The sequence below is a fragment of the Microbacterium sp. Nx66 genome (assembly GCF_904066215.1).
GTDB lineage: Bacteria > Actinomycetota > Actinomycetes > Actinomycetales > Microbacteriaceae > Microbacterium > Microbacterium meiriae.
Map to the genome: position 1 here is coordinate 1522466 of NZ_LR880474.1, position 19803 is coordinate 1542268.

Annotated in this window: 19 protein-coding genes; 12 read left to right on the forward strand and 7 right to left on the reverse strand. The window is 70.1% G+C overall.

The window, feature by feature from the left end:
* Positions 1-8 precede the first annotated feature (8 nt).
* The 5 genes from MICNX66_RS07155 to MICNX66_RS07175 all read right to left on the reverse strand — a co-directional run bounded on the left by MICNX66_RS07155 (position 9) and on the right by MICNX66_RS07175 (position 3780).
* On the reverse strand, positions 9-701 hold the full coding sequence (locus MICNX66_RS07155; RefSeq protein WP_187663909.1) for an SOS response-associated peptidase: 693 nt from the start codon (positions 699-701) through the stop codon (positions 9-11).
* 77 nt (positions 702-778) lie between these two features.
* On the reverse strand, positions 779-1261 hold the full coding sequence (locus MICNX66_RS07160) for a YbaK/EbsC family protein (protein WP_187663910.1): 483 nt from the start codon (positions 1259-1261) through the stop codon (positions 779-781).
* Positions 1262-1283: 22 nt separating this feature from the next.
* A complete protein-coding gene (locus MICNX66_RS07165) occupies positions 1284-2522 on the reverse strand; it encodes an MFS transporter (protein ID WP_187663911.1) in 1239 nt (412 codons plus the stop codon).
* The gene (locus tag MICNX66_RS07170; RefSeq protein ID WP_187663912.1) at positions 2519-2956 is read right to left on the reverse strand and encodes a MarR family winged helix-turn-helix transcriptional regulator; all 438 of its coding nucleotides are present in this window, start codon (positions 2954-2956) and stop codon (positions 2519-2521) included. Before MICNX66_RS07170 ends, MICNX66_RS07165 begins: the two co-directional genes overlap by 4 nt.
* A 35-nt stretch (positions 2957-2991) precedes the next feature.
* Positions 2992-3780 (reverse strand): IclR family transcriptional regulator, encoded by a 789-nt coding sequence (locus MICNX66_RS07175; RefSeq protein WP_232089224.1) that lies wholly within the window; start codon positions 3778-3780, stop codon positions 2992-2994.
* Positions 3781-3883: 103 nt separating this feature from the next.
* Between MICNX66_RS07175 and MICNX66_RS07180 the strand changes: the two genes are divergently transcribed.
* The 3 genes from MICNX66_RS07180 to MICNX66_RS07190 are packed head-to-tail and all read left to right on the forward strand — an operon-like array spanning position 3884 to position 6502.
* Positions 3884-4657, forward strand: coding sequence for a CoA transferase subunit A (locus MICNX66_RS07180; RefSeq protein ID WP_187663914.1), 774 nt, complete (start codon positions 3884-3886; stop codon positions 4655-4657).
* Position 4658: 1 nt separating this feature from the next.
* Positions 4659-5321 carry a CoA transferase subunit B gene (locus MICNX66_RS07185; RefSeq protein WP_187663915.1) on the forward strand — a complete coding sequence of 221 codons (663 nt, stop codon included), beginning with the start codon at positions 4659-4661 and terminating at the stop codon, positions 5319-5321.
* A complete protein-coding gene (locus tag MICNX66_RS07190; protein ID WP_187663916.1) occupies positions 5318-6502 on the forward strand; it encodes an acetyl-CoA C-acetyltransferase in 1185 nt (394 codons plus the stop codon). The genes MICNX66_RS07185 and MICNX66_RS07190 overlap by 4 nt, the downstream gene beginning before the upstream one ends.
* 21 nt (positions 6503-6523) lie before the next feature.
* Here the strand turns inward: MICNX66_RS07190 and MICNX66_RS07195 are convergent, their stop codons facing one another.
* Positions 6524-6823: a hypothetical protein gene (locus MICNX66_RS07195; protein ID WP_025103262.1), complete on the reverse strand. Its 300-nt coding sequence runs from the start codon at positions 6821-6823 to the stop codon at positions 6524-6526.
* Between the two features lie 206 nt (positions 6824-7029).
* Here MICNX66_RS07195 and MICNX66_RS07200 point away from each other — a divergent pair, with 206 nt between their 5' ends.
* The 8 genes from MICNX66_RS07200 (at position 7030) to MICNX66_RS07235 (ending at position 17166) form a co-directional block, all read left to right on the forward strand.
* On the forward strand, positions 7030-8286 hold the full coding sequence (locus MICNX66_RS07200) for an MFS transporter (RefSeq protein WP_187663917.1): 1257 nt from the start codon (positions 7030-7032) through the stop codon (positions 8284-8286).
* 65 nt (positions 8287-8351) lie between these two features.
* Positions 8352-9758 (forward strand): alpha,alpha-trehalose-phosphate synthase (UDP-forming), encoded by a 1407-nt coding sequence (locus MICNX66_RS07205; RefSeq protein WP_187663918.1) that lies wholly within the window; start codon positions 8352-8354, stop codon positions 9756-9758.
* Positions 9759-9801: 43 nt separating this feature from the next.
* Positions 9802-10599, forward strand: coding sequence for a trehalose-phosphatase (otsB, locus tag MICNX66_RS07210; protein WP_187663919.1), 798 nt, complete (start codon positions 9802-9804; stop codon positions 10597-10599).
* 9 nt (positions 10600-10608) lie between these two features.
* Positions 10609-12327 (forward strand): dihydroxy-acid dehydratase, encoded by a 1719-nt coding sequence (gene ilvD / locus MICNX66_RS07215; protein WP_187663920.1) that lies wholly within the window; start codon positions 10609-10611, stop codon positions 12325-12327.
* A gap of 70 nt (positions 12328-12397) precedes the next feature.
* Entirely contained in the window at positions 12398-14197 is a 1800-nt protein-coding gene (locus MICNX66_RS07220; protein WP_187663921.1) for an acetolactate synthase large subunit, read from the forward strand.
* A gap of 3 nt (positions 14198-14200) precedes the next feature.
* Positions 14201-14710, forward strand: a complete 510-nt coding sequence (ilvN, locus tag MICNX66_RS07225) for an acetolactate synthase small subunit (RefSeq protein WP_025103268.1) — start codon at positions 14201-14203, stop codon at positions 14708-14710.
* Between the two features lie 59 nt (positions 14711-14769).
* Positions 14770-15798 (forward strand): ketol-acid reductoisomerase, encoded by a 1029-nt coding sequence (gene ilvC / locus MICNX66_RS07230; protein WP_025103269.1) that lies wholly within the window; start codon positions 14770-14772, stop codon positions 15796-15798.
* 102 nt (positions 15799-15900) lie between these two features.
* The gene (locus MICNX66_RS07235) at positions 15901-17166 is read left to right on the forward strand and encodes an alpha-L-fucosidase (RefSeq protein ID WP_187663922.1); all 1266 of its coding nucleotides are present in this window, start codon (positions 15901-15903) and stop codon (positions 17164-17166) included.
* A 19-nt stretch (positions 17167-17185) separates the two neighbouring features.
* On the opposite strand, the gene MICNX66_RS07240 is transcribed toward MICNX66_RS07235, so the two are convergent.
* Positions 17186-18337 (reverse strand): ROK family transcriptional regulator, encoded by a 1152-nt coding sequence (locus tag MICNX66_RS07240; RefSeq protein WP_187663923.1) that lies wholly within the window; start codon positions 18335-18337, stop codon positions 17186-17188.
* Between the two features lie 199 nt (positions 18338-18536).
* On the opposite strand from MICNX66_RS07240, the gene MICNX66_RS07245 reads away from it, so the two are divergent.
* Positions 18537-19796: an ABC transporter substrate-binding protein gene (locus tag MICNX66_RS07245; RefSeq protein ID WP_060920976.1), complete on the forward strand. Its 1260-nt coding sequence runs from the start codon at positions 18537-18539 to the stop codon at positions 19794-19796.
* The last annotated feature ends 7 nt before the right edge of the window (positions 19797-19803 follow it).

A 19803-nucleotide genomic window follows, 5' to 3' on the forward strand; every position in this document is an offset into this window, starting at 1 on the left:
TCCCCGTTTCAGGCCACCGGATCGAGAAGCGTGGGATCGGACGGGTCGACGGTGCGGGTGTTGCTCACCTTGCGGTCCACGACGTGGCCGCGGAGCGTCGCCGCGACGTCGGCGGAGGTGTGATCGAGCATTGCCAGCGTGTCCAACTTGGTCTGCCCGGTGAGCTTCTCCGGTGTGAGCCAGGCGTCCCACGTGTCGGGGGTCAGGAAGGCGGGCATCCGGTCGTGCACCTCGCCGCCGGCGTCGCGCGCCTCCCTGGTGACGACGACGAAGCAGCGCACCTTCTCGCCCTCGTGATCCATCGACCAGGTGAGGCCGGCGGCGGCGAGCAGGCCGTCCCCGTGGAGGAAATGCGGCGTCTTGTGCCCCTTCTCACCTGTCCACTCGAAGTACCCGCGCATCGGGACGAGGCAGCGGGCCGCAGAAAACGCCGGCGCCCAGAATCCGGCGGCGAGCTTCTCCATCCGTGCATTGATCAGCGGGGCGCGCTGGGGACGGTTGGGGGGACTCTGCCAGTCCCACCGCACGAGTTCGAGGATGCGGCCCTCACCCCGGTCCCGGACGATGGGGGCGCTCTCGGTGGGCGCGATCGAGTAGGCGCCGTGCCAGGACTTCCACCAGTCCTCCGGTCGGCCGCCCTCGGCGACGAACTCCCGGATCAGCTCGTCCGTCGTCGCGTCGTTCGCGAATCGTCCGCACATGTCGTCGCCTCCCTGTCGTCGGTCACCCGACCGCGGCCGGTATCGCCTCCATCATGGGGCATGGCGCGGACATCCGGTCAGACGACCTCGATCACCGTGCCGGCGGTGAGGCTCGACAGCTGGGCGAAGGTCAGCGGCATGACGGTGTGCGGATGGCCCGCCGCGGCCCAGATCGCGTCGTGCTGCTGCAGGGCGCGGTCGATGAAGGTGGGGAGGGGTGCGGGATGGCCGACGGGCGCCACTCCGCCGATCGCCTGTCCTGTGGCCTCACGGACGACGGCGGGTGGCGCCATGGCCACCGCACGCGCCCCGATGCTCCGCGCGAGAACGGCGAGATCCGCCCGGTGCCCGCCGCTGGTCATGACGAGGACGGGGCGGCCGTCGGCGAGGAAGACGAGACTGTTGGCGATCGCGGCGACGTCGCAGTCGATGGCGGCGGCCGCCTCCGCAGCGGTGCGTGCCGAGTCCGGCAGGACCCGGATCTCGGTCTCGACACCGGCCGCAAGGAGGTGCTCCTGCACCCGTCGGCTGCGCTCGGGGAGGGAAGAGGGGTCGCTCATGCCCCCACGGTAGTCGAGCGTGTCAGCCGGCGTCACCGACGAGGATCGCCGCCGCGTCCTCCGCGGTCGCGTCGGCAGGTTCGTCGTCGATGTGCGCGAGGACCTTCCGGCCGAGGAGGATCGTCAGTGCTGCCAGAAGGACGGCGGCGGCGGCGAAGAGGTACGGCACGGTCGCGCTGAACAGGTGCCACAGGAGCGCCGCGATCGGCGGGGCCATCGCGCCGCCGAGGAAGCGGACCGCGGAGTAGGCCGAGGAGGCGACGGAGCGGGGGAGGTCGGTCGCCTCCATCACGGCTTCGGTCAGCACGGTGTTCATGACGCCGAGCAGCAGGCCGCCCACGATGATGCACACGACGAGAGCGGCAGGTTCGGCGACCACCAGCCCCGCGACGACGAGGTCGACGGCGAGCAGCGGCAGCACGGCGAGGATGACGTGGGTCCTCGGCATCCGGCGCATCAGCACGGGCGCGACCCACACGCTGGTGACCGCGAGGGCGACGCCCCAGCCGAAGAACGTCAGGCCGATGCCCATGGCCCCGAAGCCCAGGGGGAACGGCGAGAACGCCAGCAGCACGAAGAAGCCGATGTTGTAGAACAGGGCGGCCACGGCGAGGATCGCGAGAGCGGGACGGCGCAGAGCGGTGAAGGGGGCGGAGAACTTCACGGGGGTGCGCTTCTCGCCCGGCCCTCGCAGCAGCACCAGGACGGCGATGAACGCGATGGCCATCAGGGCGACGACGCCAAAGAACGGTCCGCGCCAGCTCTGCTCGCCGAGGATGCCGCCGAGCAGCGGGCCCACGGCGATGCCGAGGCCGAGAGCAGCCTCATACAGCACGATCGCCGCGCTGCTGCCGCCGGATGCCGCGCCGACGATGGTGGCCAGCGCGGTCGAGATGAACAGCGCGTTGCCCAGACCCCAGCCGGCCCGGAATCCGATGACGGCGTCGACGCTGCCGCTGATCGCGCAGAGGAAGGCGAACACCACGATCAGTCCGAGTCCGACCAGCAGCGTGGCCTTGGCGCCGATCCGGCTGGAGATCCAGCTCGTGACGAGCATCGCGAGGCCGGTGACCAGGAGGTAGCTGGTGAAGAGGAGCTCCGTCTCGACCGGCGTCGCTTCGAGGGACTCCGCGATCGCCGGGAGGATCGGATCGACGAGGCCGATGCCCATGAAGGCGACGACGCACGCGAAGGCGACGGCCCACACCTGGGCGGGCTGCTTCCAGACCGACGGGGTGCGGGATGCGGGGGCGGTGTTCAACGGATCTCTCCTGTCCGGTCTGCGGAGGTGCGGGCGGCGAGGATCTCTGCCGCACGGGTGAGGGCGTGCCAGTCATCGTCGTCGAGGCCGGTGAACCGCGGCGCGATCGTCTCCCGGAACTCGGAGCGCCAGGCAGTCAGGGCCGCCGTCCCGTCCGGGGTCACGGCGACGACGGTGGCACGGGAGTCGTCGGCATCGGGGGAGCGATGCACGAGACCCTCGCGTTCGAGCGTGCCGAGCAGCCGGGTCATCCCGGGCTGCGTGGTGCGAGCTGCTGCGGCGAGCTCGCCGACACGGCGGGGACCGGACTGATCGAGCAGGCTGAGCACCCGCCACTGCGCCGCGGGGGCGTCGTTCCCCGCGTCCTGGGCGGCGATGCGACCCAGCGCGTACCCCGACAGGACGAGCGACGGGATGACCTCCGAGCGATTCATACCAGAAAGTATATACCTACTGATATGTATCGAGGTCACCGCCGAGCGTGGGCGATCCTCGCCGAGAGCTGATGGGCGTGGGCGAGGAGGATCCGGCCCAGCTCGGCCTGACGCTCCGGGCTGAAGCGGAAGGCGACGCCGGTGAGGCTGAGCGCCCATTCCGGGCGCCCTGCACGGTCGAACACCGCCGCGCCGAGGCCCCAGCTCCCCTCGACGATCAGGCCGGGGTTGACGGCGAATCCGCGTTCCTTCGTCTCGGCGAGGCGCTTCCGCAGCGGGCGCTCGCCATGAGCACGCCCCCAGCTCTCGACGAGCTCAGGATGGCGCTCCAGATAGGCATCCACATCATGGTCGGGGAGGAACGCGAGGATCGCGAGGCCGGCGCTCGCCACTCCGAGCGGGAAGCGCACCCCCTCGCTCAGCACGAAGGAGCGGATGGGGAACGAGCCCTCCTCGCGCAGCAGGCAGACCGTCTCGTCCGCGCGCCGGACGGAGAAGAAGGCGCTCTCCTCGGTCTTCACGGCGAGCGACCGCACGATGTCCCGGGCCAGGGCCGTCACGTCGTATCGAGCGGCGGCCACGGATCCCATGAGGAAGAGCTCGGGTCCCGGCATCCAGCGGCTGCTGTCGCCGTCCCGGTCCACGAGCCCCTCCACGCGCAGGGCGCTGAGCAGGCGATGCGTCGTGGGGCGGGAGAGACCGGCGCTGCCGGCGAGTTCCTGCAGGGTGGCGCCGTCGGTGCCGGCGGCCGTCACCAGTCGCAGGAGCCGCGCCGCCCGCGCGACAGCCTGAGTGCCGGGGACGGGGTTCGTCGCAGTGTCCACATCGTGGACGCTAGTGGCGCGGGCGTCCACATCGCAAGAGGGTGCTGGCCGTGACTCCGCCGGGGCGGGAGGCTGGTGGGGACACGGAACCGAAGGAGCAGACGTGATCGACAAGCAGTGGGAATCCGCGGAGGCCGCCGTCGCCGACATCCCGGACGGCGCTTCGCTCGCCGTCGGAGGCTTCGGACTCTCCGGGAACCCGATCGCGCTCATCGAAGCGCTCCTCGCGCAGGGCACGACCGACCTGAGCGTAGTGAGCAACAACTGCGGGGTGGACGGCTGGGGGCTCGGCGTGCTGCTCGCCGCGCAGCGCATCCGCAAGATGACCTCGTCGTACGTGGGGGAGAACAAGGAGTTCGAGCGGCAGTTCCTGTCCGGGGAGCTCGAGCTGGAGCTGACGCCGCAGGGCACGCTCGCCGAGAAGCTGCGAGCGGGAGGATCCGGGATCGCCGCGTTCTACACCCAGACGGGCGTGGGCACCCAGGTGGCCGACGGGGGCCTGCCCCGCCGGTATCACCCCGACGGATCGATCGCGGTGGGCTCACCGCCCAAGGACGTGCGCACGTTCGCGGTGCACGGCGAGCCCCGCGAGTTCGTGCTGGAGGAGGCCATCACCACCGACTTCGCCCTGGTGCATGCGGCGCGCGGCGACCGGCACGGCAACCTCGTGTTCCGGAAGGCAGCCCGGAACTTCAACCCGCTCGCCGCGATGGCCGGACGCGTGTGCATCGCGCAGGTGGAGCGGCTCGTGGAACCGGGGGAGCTGGATCCGGACACGATCCACCTGCCCGGGGTCTTCGTGCACCGGATCGTCGAGGTCGGCGAGGACATCCCCAAGCGCATCGAGCGGCGGACCGTCGCCGCGGAAGGAGCCTGACATGGCGCTCACCAGAGATCAGATGGCCGCGCGCGCTGCGGTCGAGCTCCCGGACGGCGCGTACGTGAACCTCGGCATCGGCCTGCCCACGCTCGTCCCGAACCACGTCCCGTCCGACGTGACCGTGGTGCTGCAGTCGGAGAACGGCATCCTCGGGGTCGGGCCCTACCCGCGGGAGGACGAGGTCGACCCGGATCTCATCAACGCGGGGAAGGAGACGGTGACCACGCTCCCCGGAGCGGCGTTCTTCGACTCCGCCCTCAGCTTCGGCATGATCCGCGGCGGGAAGATCGATGCCGCCATCCTCGGGGCGATGCAGGTCTCCGCCTCCGGCGACCTCGCGAACTGGATGATCCCGGGCAAGATGGTCAAGGGCCCCGGGGGCGCCATGGACCTCGTGCACGGCGCCGGACGGGTGATCGTGCTGATGGAGCACGTCGCCAAGGACGGCTCGGCGAAGATCGTCGACGCCTGTACGCTGCCGCTGACCGGTCGCGGCGTCGTGGACCGGATCATCACGGACCTCGCGGTGATCGACGTGACGCGGGAGGGCCTCGTGCTGGTCGAGGTCGCGCCCGATGTCACGGTGCAGCAGGTACGGGAGGCCACGGAGCCGCCCCTCCGCCTCGCCCCGGAACTGGAGAATGGAAGGACCGAGCAATGAGTGAGAACGATGTCGTCATCGTCGCCGCGGCGCGCACCCCGCAGGGCCGGCTGAAAGGACAGCTCGCCGCCTTCACCGCGCCGCAGCTCGGATCGTTCGCGATCCGCGGCGCCCTGGAGCAGGGGGGAGTGGATCCGGCAGACGTCGACGCGGTGATCGTGGGACAGGTGCTCGCCGCCGGATCCGGGCAGAACGCCGCCCGTCAGGCGGCGATCGGCGCAGGGATCGGCTGGGACGTGCCCGCGCACTCCGTGAACAAGGTGTGCCTGTCCGGGCTCACCGCGGTGATCGATGCGGCGCGCATGATCCGGACCGGGGACGCCGAGGTGGTCGTCGCCGCCGGCATGGAGTCCATGACCCGCGCGCCGCACCTGCTCATGGGATCGCGCGACGGCTGGACCTACGGCACCGTCGAGGTCCTCGACCACATGGCCTACGACGGGCTGACGGACGCCTACGACCGGGAGAGCATGGGCGCGTCGACGGAACGGCACAACGCGCGATACGAGCTCACCAGAGAGATGCAGGACCAGGTGGCGGCGCTCTCGCATCAGCGGGCCGCCGCCGCCCAGGAGAGCGGGGTGCTGGACGCGGAGATCGTCGCCGTCGAGGTGCCGCAGCGCCGGGGCGAGCCCGTGCGGGTGACCCGAGACGAGGGGGTGCGCCCCGAGACCACCGTGGAGACCCTCGCGGGACTGCGTGCCGCCTTCGCCGAGGGTGGGTCGATCACCGCAGGCAACTCGTCCCAGATCTCGGACGGCGCCTCCGCCGTCGTCGTCACGACGCGCGGGACGGCCGAGGCCAAAGGCTGGCCGGTGCTCGTGACCGTCGGGGCGAGCGGCCAGACCGCCGGCCCGGACAACTCGCTCCAGGCGCAGCCGGCGCGGGCGATCGAGCAGGCGTGCCGGAAACAGGGCATCACGCCGCAGGATCTGGATCTCGTGGAGATCAACGAGGCGTTCGGGGCCGTAGTCGCGCGCTCGCAGACCGAGCTCGGGCTGCACGGCGACATCGTCAACGTGCACGGCGGCGGCATCGCGATCGGTCATCCGATCGGCGCCTCCGGCAACCGTCTCGTGGTGCACGTCGCGCACGAGCTGGCCCGCCGGGGTGGCGGAACCGCGGCGGTCGGCCTGTGCGGCGGCGGCGGTCAGGGCGAGGCGCTGATCCTCACCCGTTGACGCGGGAGGCGCGGGGGTGCGTCAGGACCGCTTGTCCTGGGCGTGCCCCTGCGCATCGGCGAGGGCCTTCTGCGAACGGAACTGCAGACGCTGCGCCTTCTTGGACTTCTTCACCGACTGCGGGGAGTCGGCGTCCACCGGCACGCCGTGGCGTTCGCGGCGCATGTCGACGACCGCGCCGACCGCGAGCGCCATCGTGATGCCCCAGCTCACCCACGACAGGAGCGAGCGCCAGGTGATGGGTTCATTGCGGGTGCCGCGCAGCAGCGAGATCCCAGCCGAGATCGCGGCGACGAGTCCGGTGCTGAAGAGGTAGCGCATGCCCCTACGGTACCCGCAGCCGGGGCGCGGGGGCCGGAGCCTTGACAAGCCGGGGGAGAGGCTGGCAGGGCGTCCGTCCAGGGCCACCGGATATCATGGGAGGGTCGCGGTTCACCCGCGGCCGCAGAAACCGTGTATCTACCGGCCGTCGGCGTCTCCGGCGGACAGCGGCGGCACCCGACACGCGTCATCGACGCGCGAGAGCCATGACACACACCAGCACCACGCCTGACACCGCCGAGCCGAGCCTCTTCCGCCTCGCCGGCCTGCCGTACTTCCTCATCGCGTTCATCGCGCGACTGCCGTTCGCCATGATGGTGGTCGGCGTCCTCACCGTCGTCGTGTCGGCGCGGGGGTCGCTCTCCCTCGGCGGACTCACTTCGGCTGCGGTCGGTCTCGGTACCGCCTGCTTCGGACCGCTCCTGGGCGCCGCCGCCGACCGCTTCGGTCAGCGCACGGTCCTCCTCGCGCTCGCCGTGGGCAACGCGGCGATGCTCCTGCTCTTCACGGCGGTCGTCTACGGCCCGGCCGCTGATGGGTTCGTGCTCCTCGCCGCGATCGGCATCGGCGCGACCGCGCCCCAGGTGGCGCCGCTCTCGCGCTCCCGGCTGGTGACGATCATCGGCGAGCGGATGCCCGCGGAGCGCCGCGCGCGCACCGTCTCCGGCACGATGGCGTACGAGTCGGCCGCGGACGAGACCGTCTTCGTCTTCGGGCCCTTCCTCGTGGGTGTGCTCGCCTCGGCGCTCGCGCCGTGGGCCCCGCTGGTCGGGGCCGCCGCGCTGACCCTGGTGTTCGTCGGAGCCTTCGCCCTGCACCCGAGCGGGCGGCACGTCTCCCAGGACCGCACTGACGACGGTCGGGCACCGTCCGCCGTGTCCGAGCTGTTCCGTCCGCAGCTCCTCATCGTCGTCCTCGGCATCCTCGGCGTCGGGATCTTCTTCGGCACCATGCTCACCTCGCTCACCTCGTTCATGGCCGACCTCGGAGCCCCGGAGCAGGCGGGGCTGCTGTACGGCGTGATGGGCGTCGGCTCCGCGCTGTTGGCCCTCGGCGTCGCCTGGCTCCCCGTCCGGTTCTCCCTGCGCGCGCGCTGGCTCGTGTTCTCGGGGATCCTGCTCGCCGGATCGCTGCTCCTCGGCATCGTCGACTCCCCGGGGGGCATGATGCTGGCCCTGGCCATCATGGGCATCGGCATCGGTCCGACCCTCGTCACCCAGTACAGCTTCGGAGCCGCTCGAAGCCCCCGTGGCCGGTCGGCGACGGTGATGACGATGCTCGGCTCCGGCGTGATCGTCGGTCAGTCGATCGGCGCCGCGGTGGCGGGGGAGATCGCGGAGAGCCTCGGCACCTCCGCTGCGCTCGTCCTCCCGATGATCGCGGCCGGCATCGCGTTCGCGGCGGGCCTCGGGAACTGGGCTCTCAGCGGTGTGCACCGCGCGGCGTCCGCTGTCAAGGCCTGAGGGAGGACCGGCGGTCGGCGCGCATCCTCGATAGGTTGGAAGCTACTGGACCGAGGAGTGCCCCTGTGACCGCTGCTGATTTCGTCGTCGTCGCCAACCGCCTCCCGGTGGACCGGGTCGTGGGCCCCGACGGCGAGGAGACCTGGCGGACGTCGCCCGGCGGCCTCGTCGCCGCCCTCGAGCCCATGATGCGCCGTGTACACGGTGCCTGGGTCGGCTGGCCGGGCCAGCCCGACGTGGAGCTCGAGGCCTTCGATGCCGACGGCATCCACCTGATCCCGGTGGCGTTGAGCTCCGACGAGGTCGCGGACTACTACGAGGGCTTCGCCAACGACACGATCTGGCCGCTGTACCACGACGTCATCGCGCCGCCGCAGTATCACCGCGAGTGGTGGGACGCGTACGTGCGGGTGAACCGTCGCTTCGCGGAGGCGGCCGCGGCCGCGGCCGCGCAGGACGGCACCGTCTGGGTGCACGACTATCAACTCCAGCTGGTGCCCCAGATGGTCCGCGAGCTGCGCCCCGACGTCACCATCGGCTACTTCCACCACATCCCCTTCCCGGCCCACGGCCTCTATGCCCAGCTTCCCTGGCGGGACCAGGTGCTGCGCGGACTGCTCGGCGCCGACGTCATCGGCTTCCAGCGGGCGCAGGACGCGACCTACTTCCTCACCGCGGTCCGGCGCCGGCTGCGCTACGAGGTGAAGGGGTCGAGTATCGCGGTCCCGGATGAGGGGGGCTCGCGGACGGCCATCGCCAAGGCCTTCCCGATCTCCATCGACACCGCCCCGTACCTCGAACTCGCCGCCCGCGAAGACGTCAGGGCGCGGGCCGCGGAGATCCGCGCCAGCCTCGGCAACCCCAAGCGCATCCTCCTCGGCGTCGACCGCCTGGACTACACCAAGGGCATCGGGCACCGGATCAAGGCATACGGCGAGCTCCTCGAAGACGGCCGCCTGGACGTGGAGGACGTCACCCTCATCCAGGTGGCGAGCCCGAGCCGGGAGCGGGTGGACGCCTACGCGCACCTCCGGGACGAGATCGAGCTCGCGGTGGCCCGCATCAACGGCGACCACGACACGGTCGGTCACTCCGCCATCCGCTACCTCCACCAGGGGTACCCGCGCGAGGAGATGGTCGCCCTGTACCTCGCGGCCGACGTCATGCTCGTGACAGCGCTGCGTGACGGCATGAACCTGGTGGCGAAGGAGTACGTGGCCACCCGGACCGACAACCGCGGCGTCCTCGTGCTCAGCGAGTTCACCGGCGCGGCGGACGAGCTCCGCCAGGCCGTGCGCGTCAACCCGCACGACATCGCGGGCCTCAAGGACGCGATCATGGAGGCGGTGGAGATGTCCCCCGCCGAGCAGGCGCGGCGCATGCGCTCCCTCCGCCGCCGGGTGCTGGACAACGATGTGAACGCCTGGTCGTCATCCTTCCTCGACGCTCTGGCCGACGTCCGCCGCCGCTGACCGCACTCCCTGCACACCCTTCTTCTTCTCGATCGGAGACACCGTGACGCGCCCCTGGATCCCCGGAACCGCCGACGCCGACCTCACCGCCCTCGCGACGACGCCGCGCCTGGTCGTGGCCCTCGACTTCGACGGCACCGCGTCCCCGCTCGTCGCGGACCCGATGGCCGCGCGGGCGCTGCCGGAGGTCGCCGTGCAGATGGCCCGTCTCGCGGCGATGCCCGACACGATCGTCGCCTACGTCTCCGGTCGCAGCATGCACGACCTCAGAGAGATCACCGAGCACACCGACGACTCCGTGGTCGTCCTCGCCGGCTCCCACGGCGCGCAGTACTGGTTCCCCGGTGAGGGTGCCGCCGACGCCCCGGGGGACACGACCGAGCTCGGGGCGCGCGAGGAGCTGTGGGCCGCCGCGCAGCCGATCATCGACCGCTACGAGGGCGCGGAGCTGGAGCCGAAGACCTTCGGCATGGGCGTGCACACCCGTCGCGCGGATCGGGAGACGGAGGAGAGGGTCTTCGCCGAGATCGACGCCCTCGTCGCCGAGCGCTTCCCGCAGTGGCGCCGGCGCGCCGGCCATCGGGTGCTGGAGTTCTCGTCGCGGAACGAGGGCAAGGACGCCGCGATGATCGCCCTTCGGGAGCGCTTCGACGCGACGGGCATCCTCTTCGCCGGTGACGACGTGACCGACGAGGATGCGATGCGTGTGCTGCAGGAGGGCGACCTCGGTGTGCGCGTCGGACCGGGGGAGAGCGCCGCGACCCTCCGTGTGGACTCTCCACAACAGATCGCCGCGCTTCTGGAGACGCTCGCGAACGAGAGGGCCGTCGCGCAGGAATAGACTCTCGTCATGTCCTCGCATGATCCCTCCACCAGCGCGCCCATCGACATCAAGCCCCGCAGTCGCGTCGTCACCGACGGCATCGAGGCCACGACCTCCCGCGGCATGCTCCGCGCGGTCGGGATGGGGGACGCCGACTGGGACAAGCCGCAGATCGGCATCGCGTCCAGCTGGAACGAGATCACACCCTGCAACCTGAGCCTCGACCGGTTGGCGCAGGGGGCGAAGGAGGGCGTGCACTCCGGCGGTGGCTACCCGCTGCAGTTCGGCACCATCTCCGTCTCGGACGGCATCTCGATGGGCCATGAGGGGATGCACTTCTCGCTCGTGTCGCGCGAGGTCATCGCCGACTCGGTCGAGACTGTGATGATGGCCGAGCGCCTCGACGGCTCCGTCCTGCTCGCGGGCTGCGACAAGTCGATCCCCGGCATGCTCATGGCCAGCGCGCGCCTCGACCTGTCGAGCGTCTTCCTCTACGCCGGGTCGATCGCGCCGGGCTGGGTCAAGCTCTCCGACGGCACCGAGAAGGACGTCACGATCATCGACTCGTTCGAGGCGGTCGGCGCCTGCCGTGCCGGCCTCATGAGCGAGGAGGACCTCAAGCGCATCGAGTGCGCCATCGCTCCCGGTGAGGGCGCGTGCGGCGGCATGTACACCGCCAACACCATGGCCTCCGTCGCCGAGGCGCTCGGGCTCAGCCTGCCGGGCTCCGCCGCGCCGCCCGCTGCCGACCGCCGCCGCGACTATTTCGCGCACCGGTCGGGCGAGGCCGTCGTCAACCTGCTCCGTCAGGGCATCACGACGCGCGACATCCTCACCAAGGAGGCGTTCGAGAACGCGATCGCTCTCGCGATGGCCCTCGGCGGCTCGACCAACGTCGTGCTCCACCTCCTCGCGATCGCCCGGGAGGCCGAGGTCGAGCTGAGCTTGCACGACTTCAACCGCATCGGCGACAAGGTCCCGCACGTGGCCGACATGAAGCCGTTCGGCAAGTACGTCATGAACGACGTCGACCGGCACGGCGGCATCCCCGTCATCATGAAGGCGATGCTCGACGAGGGCCTCCTGCACGGCGACGCGCTCACCGTCACGGGCAAGACGCTCGCCGAGAACCTCGCCGAGCTCGACCCGCAGCCGATCGACGGCGAGGTCATCCACACCTTCGACAACCCCATCCACGCCACCGGCGGCCTGACGATCCTGCACGGGTCGCTCGCTCCGGAGGGTGCCGTGGTCAAGACCGCCGGCTTCGACGCGGCCGTCTTCGAGGGTCCCGCGCGGGTCTTCGAGCGCGAGCGCGCCGCCATGGACGCGGTCGCCGAGGGGACCATCGAGCCGGGGACGGTCATCGTCATCCGGTACGAGGGCCCCAAGGGCGGACCGGGTATGCGCGAGATGCTCGCCATCACCGCGGCCATCAAGGGCGCGGGGCTCGGAAAAGATGTACTACTCTTGACGGACGGACGATTCTCAGGCGGCACAACCGGCCTGTGCATCGGACATATAGCACCCGAAGCGGTGGACGCAGGTCCTATCGCCTTCGTGCGCGATGGTGATCTGATACGGGTCGATATCGCAGCTCGCTCTCTCGACCTACTCGTCGACGAGGCGGAGCTCGCCTCCCGCCGCTCTGGCTGGGAGCCGCTTCCCCCGCGCTACACCCGAGGCGTTCTTGCCAAGTACTCGCGCCTCGTGCGGTCCGCCGCCGAGGGAGCGACGACCGGCTGATCCATCGACCGGCTCAGGAACCGCTCGATCGGAGCGCCGGTGTCCCGCACAGTTCATCAGAAGGAAAGTCATGACTGCTGACTCCGTCTCGGCCGTGCCGAGGCCGCCCGCCCGCCCATCCGCTCCGGAGATCACCGGTGCGGAGGCCGTCGTCCGCTCGCTCGAGCTTCTCGGTGTCACGGACGTCTTCGGCCTTCCCGGCGGAGCGATCCTCCCGGTCTACGACCCGCTCATGGACGCCTCGCAGCTGCGCCACATCCTCGTGCGGCACGAGCAGGGCGCGGGTCACGCGGCCGAGGGCTACGCGTCCGCATCCGGCAAGGTCGGCGTGTGCATCGCCACCTCCGGTCCCGGAGCGACCAACCTCGTCACGGCGATCGCCGACGCCTACATGGACTCGGTGCCGCTGCTCGCGATCACCGGCCAGGTGTTCTCGACGCTGATGGGGACGGACGCGTTCCAGGAGGCCGACATCGTGGGGATCACGATGCCGATCACGAAGCACTCGTTCCTCGTGAAGGACGCCGCGGACATCCCCGGCGCCATCGCGGCGGCCTACGAGATCGCCGGCACCGGTCGCCCCGGTCCGGTGCTGGTGGACATCACCAAGGATGCGCAGCAGGCGACCGCGCCCTTCGTGTGGCCGCCGAAGATCGAGCTCCCCGGGTACCGCCCGGTGACGAAGGCGCACGGCAAGCAGATCCAGGCGGCGGCCGCCCTCCTCGCGGAGGCGAAGAAGCCGGTGCTGTACGTGGGCGGAGGCGTCATCCGCGGCCGGGCCGCGGCCGAGCTGCTCGAACTGGCCGAGTCGACCGGTGCGCCCGTCGTGACGACGCTGATGGCGCGAGGTGCTTTCCCCGACTCGCATCCGCAGCACCTGGGAATGCCGGGCATGCACGGCACGGTCCCCGCCGTGCTGGCGCTGCAGGAGGCCGACCTTCTCGTCTCGCTGGGCGCACGGTTCGACGACCGCGTCACGGGCAAGGCGGCACTGTTCGCGCCGCACGCGAAGGTGGTGCACGTCGACATCGACCCGGCGGAGATCTCCAAGATCCGCACGGCCGACGTGCCGATCGTCGGAGACGTGCGCGACGTGCTCACCGATCTCGACGCGGCCTTCCGCGGAGCGACGGCCGACACGAAGCCCGACATCGAGGAGTGGTGGTCGTACCTCGACGGCCTCCGGAACGAGTTCCCCCTCGGGTACGCGCCGACGACCGACGGCCTGCTCGCGCCCCAGTACGTGATCCAGCGCATCGGCGAGCTGACCGGACCGGAGGGCATCTTCGCCTCCGGTGTGGGGCAGCACCAGATGTGGGCCGCGCAGTTCATCAAGTACGAGCGTCCGAACGCCTGGCTGAACTCCGGCGGTGCGGGCACGATGGGCTACTCGGTGCCGGCGGCCATGGGAGCGAAGGTCGCCGAGCCGGAGCGCCAGGTCTGGGCGATCGACGGCGACGGCTGCTTCCAGATGACCAATCAGGAGCTCGCCACCTGCGCGATCAACAACATCCCGATCAAGGTCGCGATCATCAACAACTCGTCGCTGGGCATGGTCCGGCAGTGGCAGACGCTGTTCTACGACGGCCGCCACTCCAACACCGACCTGAACACCGGACACGGCACGATCCGCATCCCCGACTTCGTGAAGCTCGCGGAGGCGTACGGCTGTCTCGCGATCCGCGTGGAGAAGGAGGAGGAGGTCGACGCCGCCATCCAGCTCGCGCTGGAGACGAACGACCGCCCCGTGGTGATCGACTTCGTGGTGAGCGCCGACTCCATGGTGTGGCCGATGGTGCCGCAGGGGGTCAGCAACAGCTATGTCCAGTACGCGCGCGACCACGCGCCCGCGTTCGACGAGGAGGACTGAGCCATGTCGACCCACGTCCTGAGCCTGCTGGTGGAGAACACCCCCGGCCTTCTGACCCGCGTCGCCGGCCTGTTCGCGCGCCGCGGCTTCAACATCGACTCCCTCGCCGTCGGCGTGACCGAGGTGCCGGGGATCTCCCGCATCACGGTCGTCGTCGATGTGGAGGAACTGCCGCTCGAGCAGGTGACCAAGCAGCTCAACAAGCTGATCAACGTCATCAAGATCGTCGAGCTCGACCCGGCGTCGTCCGTGCAGCGCGAGCACATGCTCGTGAAGGTGCGCACGGACAACGCCAGCCGCTCGAACGTGATCGAGGTCGTCAACCTCTTCCGCGCGTCGGTCGTCGACTACGCCGCCGACGCCCTCGTCATCGAGGTCACCGGCGACAAGGGCAAGGTCGAGGCGCTGCTGCGCGCTCTGGAGCCCTTCGGCATCAAGGAGATCGCCCAGTCCGGCCTCCTCGCGATCGGCCGCGGCGGCAAGAGCATCACCGAGCGCGTCCTGCGCGGCTGACCCTTCGACAGACTCTGGGACCGCGCGTCCCGCACAACCACAACCAAGGAGAGAAACCAGTGAGCACCGAGATCTTCTACGACGACGACGCCGACCTGTCCCTGATCCAGGGCAAGAAGGTCGCGATCGTCGGCTACGGCTCGCAGGGCCACGCCCACGCCCAGAACCTGCGCGACTCGGGTGTCGAGGTCGCGATCGCCCTCAAGGAGGGCTCGAAGTCCGCCGCGAAGGCCGAGGAGGCCGGCTTCCCCGTGAAGACCGTCGCCGAGGCGACCGAGTGGGCCGACGTCATCATGATCCTCGCGCCGGACCAGCACCAGCGCACGATCTACAGCGAGTCCATCGCCCCGAACCTGACGGCGGGCAAGACCCTGGCCTTCGCGCACGGCTTCAACATCCGCTTCGGCTACATCGACGCGCCCGAGGGCGTCGACGTGATCCTCGTCGCGCCGAAGGCTCCCGGCCACACCGTGCGTCGCGAGTTCGTCGCCGGCCGCGGCATCCCCGACATCATCGCCGTCGAGCGTGACGCCTCCGGCCAGGCCTGGGACCTCGCGCTGTCGTACGCGAAGGCCATCGGCGGCACCCGTGCCGGCGTCATCAAGACGACCTTCACCGAGGAGACCGAGACCGACCTGTTCGGCGAGCAGGCCGTGCTCTGCGGCGGCATGAGCCACCTCGTCCAGGCGGGCTTCGAGACCCTCGTCGAGGCGGGCTACCAGCCGCAGATCGCCTACTTCGAGGTGCTGCACGAGCTCAAGCTCATCGTCGACCTCATGTGGGAGGGCGGCATCGCCAAGCAGCGCTGGTCGATCTCCGACACCGCCGAGTTCGGTGACTACGTGTCCGGCCCGCGCGTGATCGACGAGCGCGTCAAGGAGAGCATGAAGGGCGTCCTGTCCGACATCCAGTCCGGCGCGTTCGCGAAGCGCTTCATCGAGGACCAGGACAACGGGGCCGAGGAATTCCTCGCCCTCCGCGCCAAGGAGGAGCAGCACCCGATCGAGGCGACCGGCAAGGAGCTGCGTTCGCTCTTCGCCTGGAAGCAGCAGGACGAGGACTACGTCGACGGTAGCGCCGCGCGCTGATTCGACTCGCGAACGAACGGGCGTCCCTCCGGGGGCGCCCGTTCGGCGTTCCGTACGGCATTCCGCGGCGCAGACATCCGATGTCTGTGCCAGGATGGACGCATGCGACAGGAATGGTTTGATGACGCCCGCTTCGGCATGTTCGTCCACTTCGGCCTCTACAGCGGGGCCGCGCGGCACGAGTGGGTGCAGAACTACGAACGCCTCACCGACGAGGAGTACCGCCCGTACTTCGACAACTTCGATCCCGACCTCTTCGATGCCGCGGCCCTGGCGAAGACCGCCAAGGAGACGGGGATGGGCTACGTCGTGCTCACGACGAAGCACCACGACGGCTTCTGCCTCTGGGACTCGAAGCTGACCGACTTCACCTCCGTCGCGGCGGTCGGGCGCGACCTGGTGCGCGAGTACGTCGACGCCCTCCGTGCCGAGGGGATCCGGGTCGGCCTCTACCACTCGGTCATCGACTGGCATCACCCCGACTTCACGGTGGACTGGAACCACCCGCGACGCGACGACGAGAACGCGCACGCCCTGAACGAGGGGCGCGACATGGCCCGCTACCGCGAGTACCTGCACGGTCAGGTCCGCGAGCTGCTCACCGGGTACGGCGACATCGACTACCTGTTCTTCGACTTCACCTACCCGGAGTCCAAGGACGGCTGGGAGGGGAAGGGGCCGCAGGACTGGGACGCCGAGGCGCTGCTCGCGCTGTGTCGGGAGCTGCAGCCGGAGATGCTCGTCAACGACCGGCTCGGCATCCCCGCGGACTTCGTGACGCCCGAGCAGTATCAGCCGACGGCTCCCATCGTCCGCGACGGCGTGCCCCTCGTGTGGGAGGCATGCCAGACGCTCAACGGCTCCTGGGGGTACCACCGGGACAACACCGACCAGAAGTCGCCGGTGCTGCTCGCGCAGATGCTCGTCGACTCGGTGTCGATGGGCGGCAACATGCTCCTGAACATCGGCCCGGACGGGCGTGGGGCGATCGCGCCCCGGGATGCGGAGACCCTCGCCGAGATCGGGGAGTGGATGCGCCTGCACGACCGCGCCGTGATCGGGGCCGGTCACGCGCCGTTCACGCCGCCCCGTGAGGGCGTGTACACGCTCCGCGGCGACCGGCTCTACCTGAGCCTGTTCAGCTGGCCGCTGGGCTTCGTGCATCTGCCCGGTCTTGCGGGCAAGGTCTCGTATGCGCGGCTGCTGAACGACGGCTCCTGGCTGCGTACGAGCGTCAGCGACCCGGACCAGCAGGCCGACCTGATGACGCCGGCGGGCGAGGCCGAGGGGACGCTCACGGTGCATCTTCCGGTACGGCGTCCCGACGTGCTGATGCCGGTCATCGAACTGCGCCTCACGGGGGAGTGAGGCTGACGGTGGCGGCGGCTCAGGCCGTCGCCACCGGGATGTCCATGCCCTCGAGCGCGAGGCGGGCGGCGCCGTGCAGGATCGCGTCCGCGCCGGTGGCCGCGGCCTCGATCCGCAGGCGCTGGGTCGCGAGCGGGTGGCAGGCCTCGTAGACCCGGCTGCGCACCGCGGCGATGAACGGCTCGGAGGCGCTCATGCTCCCGGTGAGGAACAGGGCGTGCGGGTTGAAGAAGTTCACGACGCCGGACAGTGCCTGACCCAGGTGGGTCCCCGCGGTGCGGACGAGGGTCGTGGCGAGGGGGTCCGCGTCCCGCGCCAGCGTGAGGACGTCGGCCGTGGTGCGGACCTCGGTGTTGCCGCGCTCGCGCATCTGGCGGACGAGGCTCGCGCCGCTGGCCACGGTCTCCAGGCAGCCGGTGTTGCCGCAGGAGCAGGGGATGTCGCCGCTGCCGTCGATCCGCGTATGCGTGATGTCGCCGGCTGCGGCGGTCGCTCCCCGATGGATGTGCCCGTCCACGATGATCCCGCTGCCGATCGCGGTGCCCGCCTTGACGGTGATGCTGTGCTGGGTGTGCCCGAGCTGGCGACGGTGCTCGCCGAGCGCGGCGAGGTTGGCGTCGTTGTCGACGACGACGGGGACGCCGTGGCGCTCCGCGAGGTGCTCGCCGACGCGGAATCCGGGCCACCCCGGCATCCGCGAGGGCTGATCCACGGAGCCGGTCGCGACGTCGACGGGGCCGGGCAGGCTCACGCCGATCGCGTGGACCCGTGTCTCGGCGAGCAGGCGCTCGAAGACCTCCGACACTCTCTCCAGCGTCGCTTCCGGGCCGTCCGCGACGTCGATCGCGATGGTCTCCGAGTGGAGCAGGCCGCCGCTGAGGTCGTGCCGTCCGATGCGGGCATGGCGTCCGCCGAGATCGGCGGACAGCACGATGCCGTCGCCGGCGATCCGCAGCACGCGCGGCCGTCGTCCGCCGCGGGAGGTGCCGGCCCCCGCCTCCTCCAGCACGCCGGCATCGAGGAGCGCCTGTACGCGCAGGCCGACGGTCGACGCGGCCACGCCGAGGGCGGAGGCGAGTTCGGAGCGGGAGCGCGCCTGTCCGCGGGCGACGAAGTCGAGGATGCGCCGCGTGTGCGGGTCGTCGACGGTGGTGTCGGCGGGGTTCGTCATGAAGGCCCTTCGTCTCGAGGCATCGTCAGCGTAGCGGGGGTGCCGCGTGTTTCAGGCGAGTGACGAAGTATCACCACCCTATAAACATCGGATGTTCAGCTTGCGGCACCTTGCGAACTATGACAGCGTAACTTCATACGAAATCCTAATTGGTTAGTTCGAGCGTCGAAATAACCTATCCCTTCTCAGGAGGCATTCAATGAAGAAGTTGCGTGTGGGGGCTGTCGCCGCTGTCGCGGGCGTGGCCGTGGCGATGACCGGCTGTGCGAGCAGCGGGGGATCCGGGGGCTCGGCCGACGGCGACACCATCGTGGTGGACATGTGGGCCGGCAGCGAGTCGGACGTCGATGCGCTGGAGGCGCAGATCGAGTTCGCGCAGAAGCAGAACCCGGACATCAAGATCAAGCTGCAGACGTCGCCGTGGAGTGACTTCTTCACCAAGCTCACGACCAACATGGCCAGCGGCAACATGGCGTGCATCACCGGCATGAGCGGCGCGCAGCTCGGCGGCTACACGGCCGGCTTCCGCGAGCTCAGCGACGAGGATCTCAAGACCGCGGGCATCGACTGGTCGGAGTTCAACCCGAGCGCCGACGGCATCCTCAGCTTCGAGGGCAAGGTCTACGGCGTGCCGTTCGACGTCGCCACGATGCTCGTCTACTACAACCAGGACATGCTCAGCGCCGCCGGTGCCGCCACGCCGGAGATCGGCTGGACGTTCGACGACTTCGACACGATCGCCGCCGACGCCACGAAGGACGGCAAGTACGGCTTCGGCATGGGCATGGGCGGCTACCAGTGGATGTCGATGCCGATCGCGTACTCCGCCACGCAGCCCGCCTCCGAGGACGGCACGCTGCACATCGACGACGAGGACTTCGTCGACGCCGCGTCCTGGTACGCCGGCCTGGTCACGGAGAAGAAGGTCGCGGCTCCGGTCGCCTCCGCCTCCGACACCGGCTGGGGCGAGAACCAGTACACGGGTGGCAACGCGGCCATGGCCGTCGACGGCACCTGGAACGCCGTCAGCTACCTCAACAACGAGTCCGGCTTCGCCGCCGGCATGGTGCCGCTGCCCGCGGGCGTGGACGGCAACCCCGGTCCCATCCTCGGTTCCGGCTACGGCATCGCCGAGAACTGCAAGAACCCGGAGGCCGCGCTGAAGGTGCTCGGCTCCCTCGTCGGCGAGGACGCGCAGGACTACATCGCGTCGTCCGGCCGCTCCTACCCGGCCCGCATCTCGTCGCAGCCGCTGTACTTCGAGTCGATCGACGAGCAGTACCGCGACCAGGTCCAGTCGGTGTTCGAGGCCGCGTTCGGCGACACGGTGCCGCTGTACATGACCAAGAACTGGCAGAAGCTCGACAGCTACATCCAGCCCAACCTCGTCAGCGTCTACAACGGCCAGATGACGATGGAGGAGCTGCTGTCGAACGCCCAGGCGCAGTTCGGCGAGTGAGCCGGAT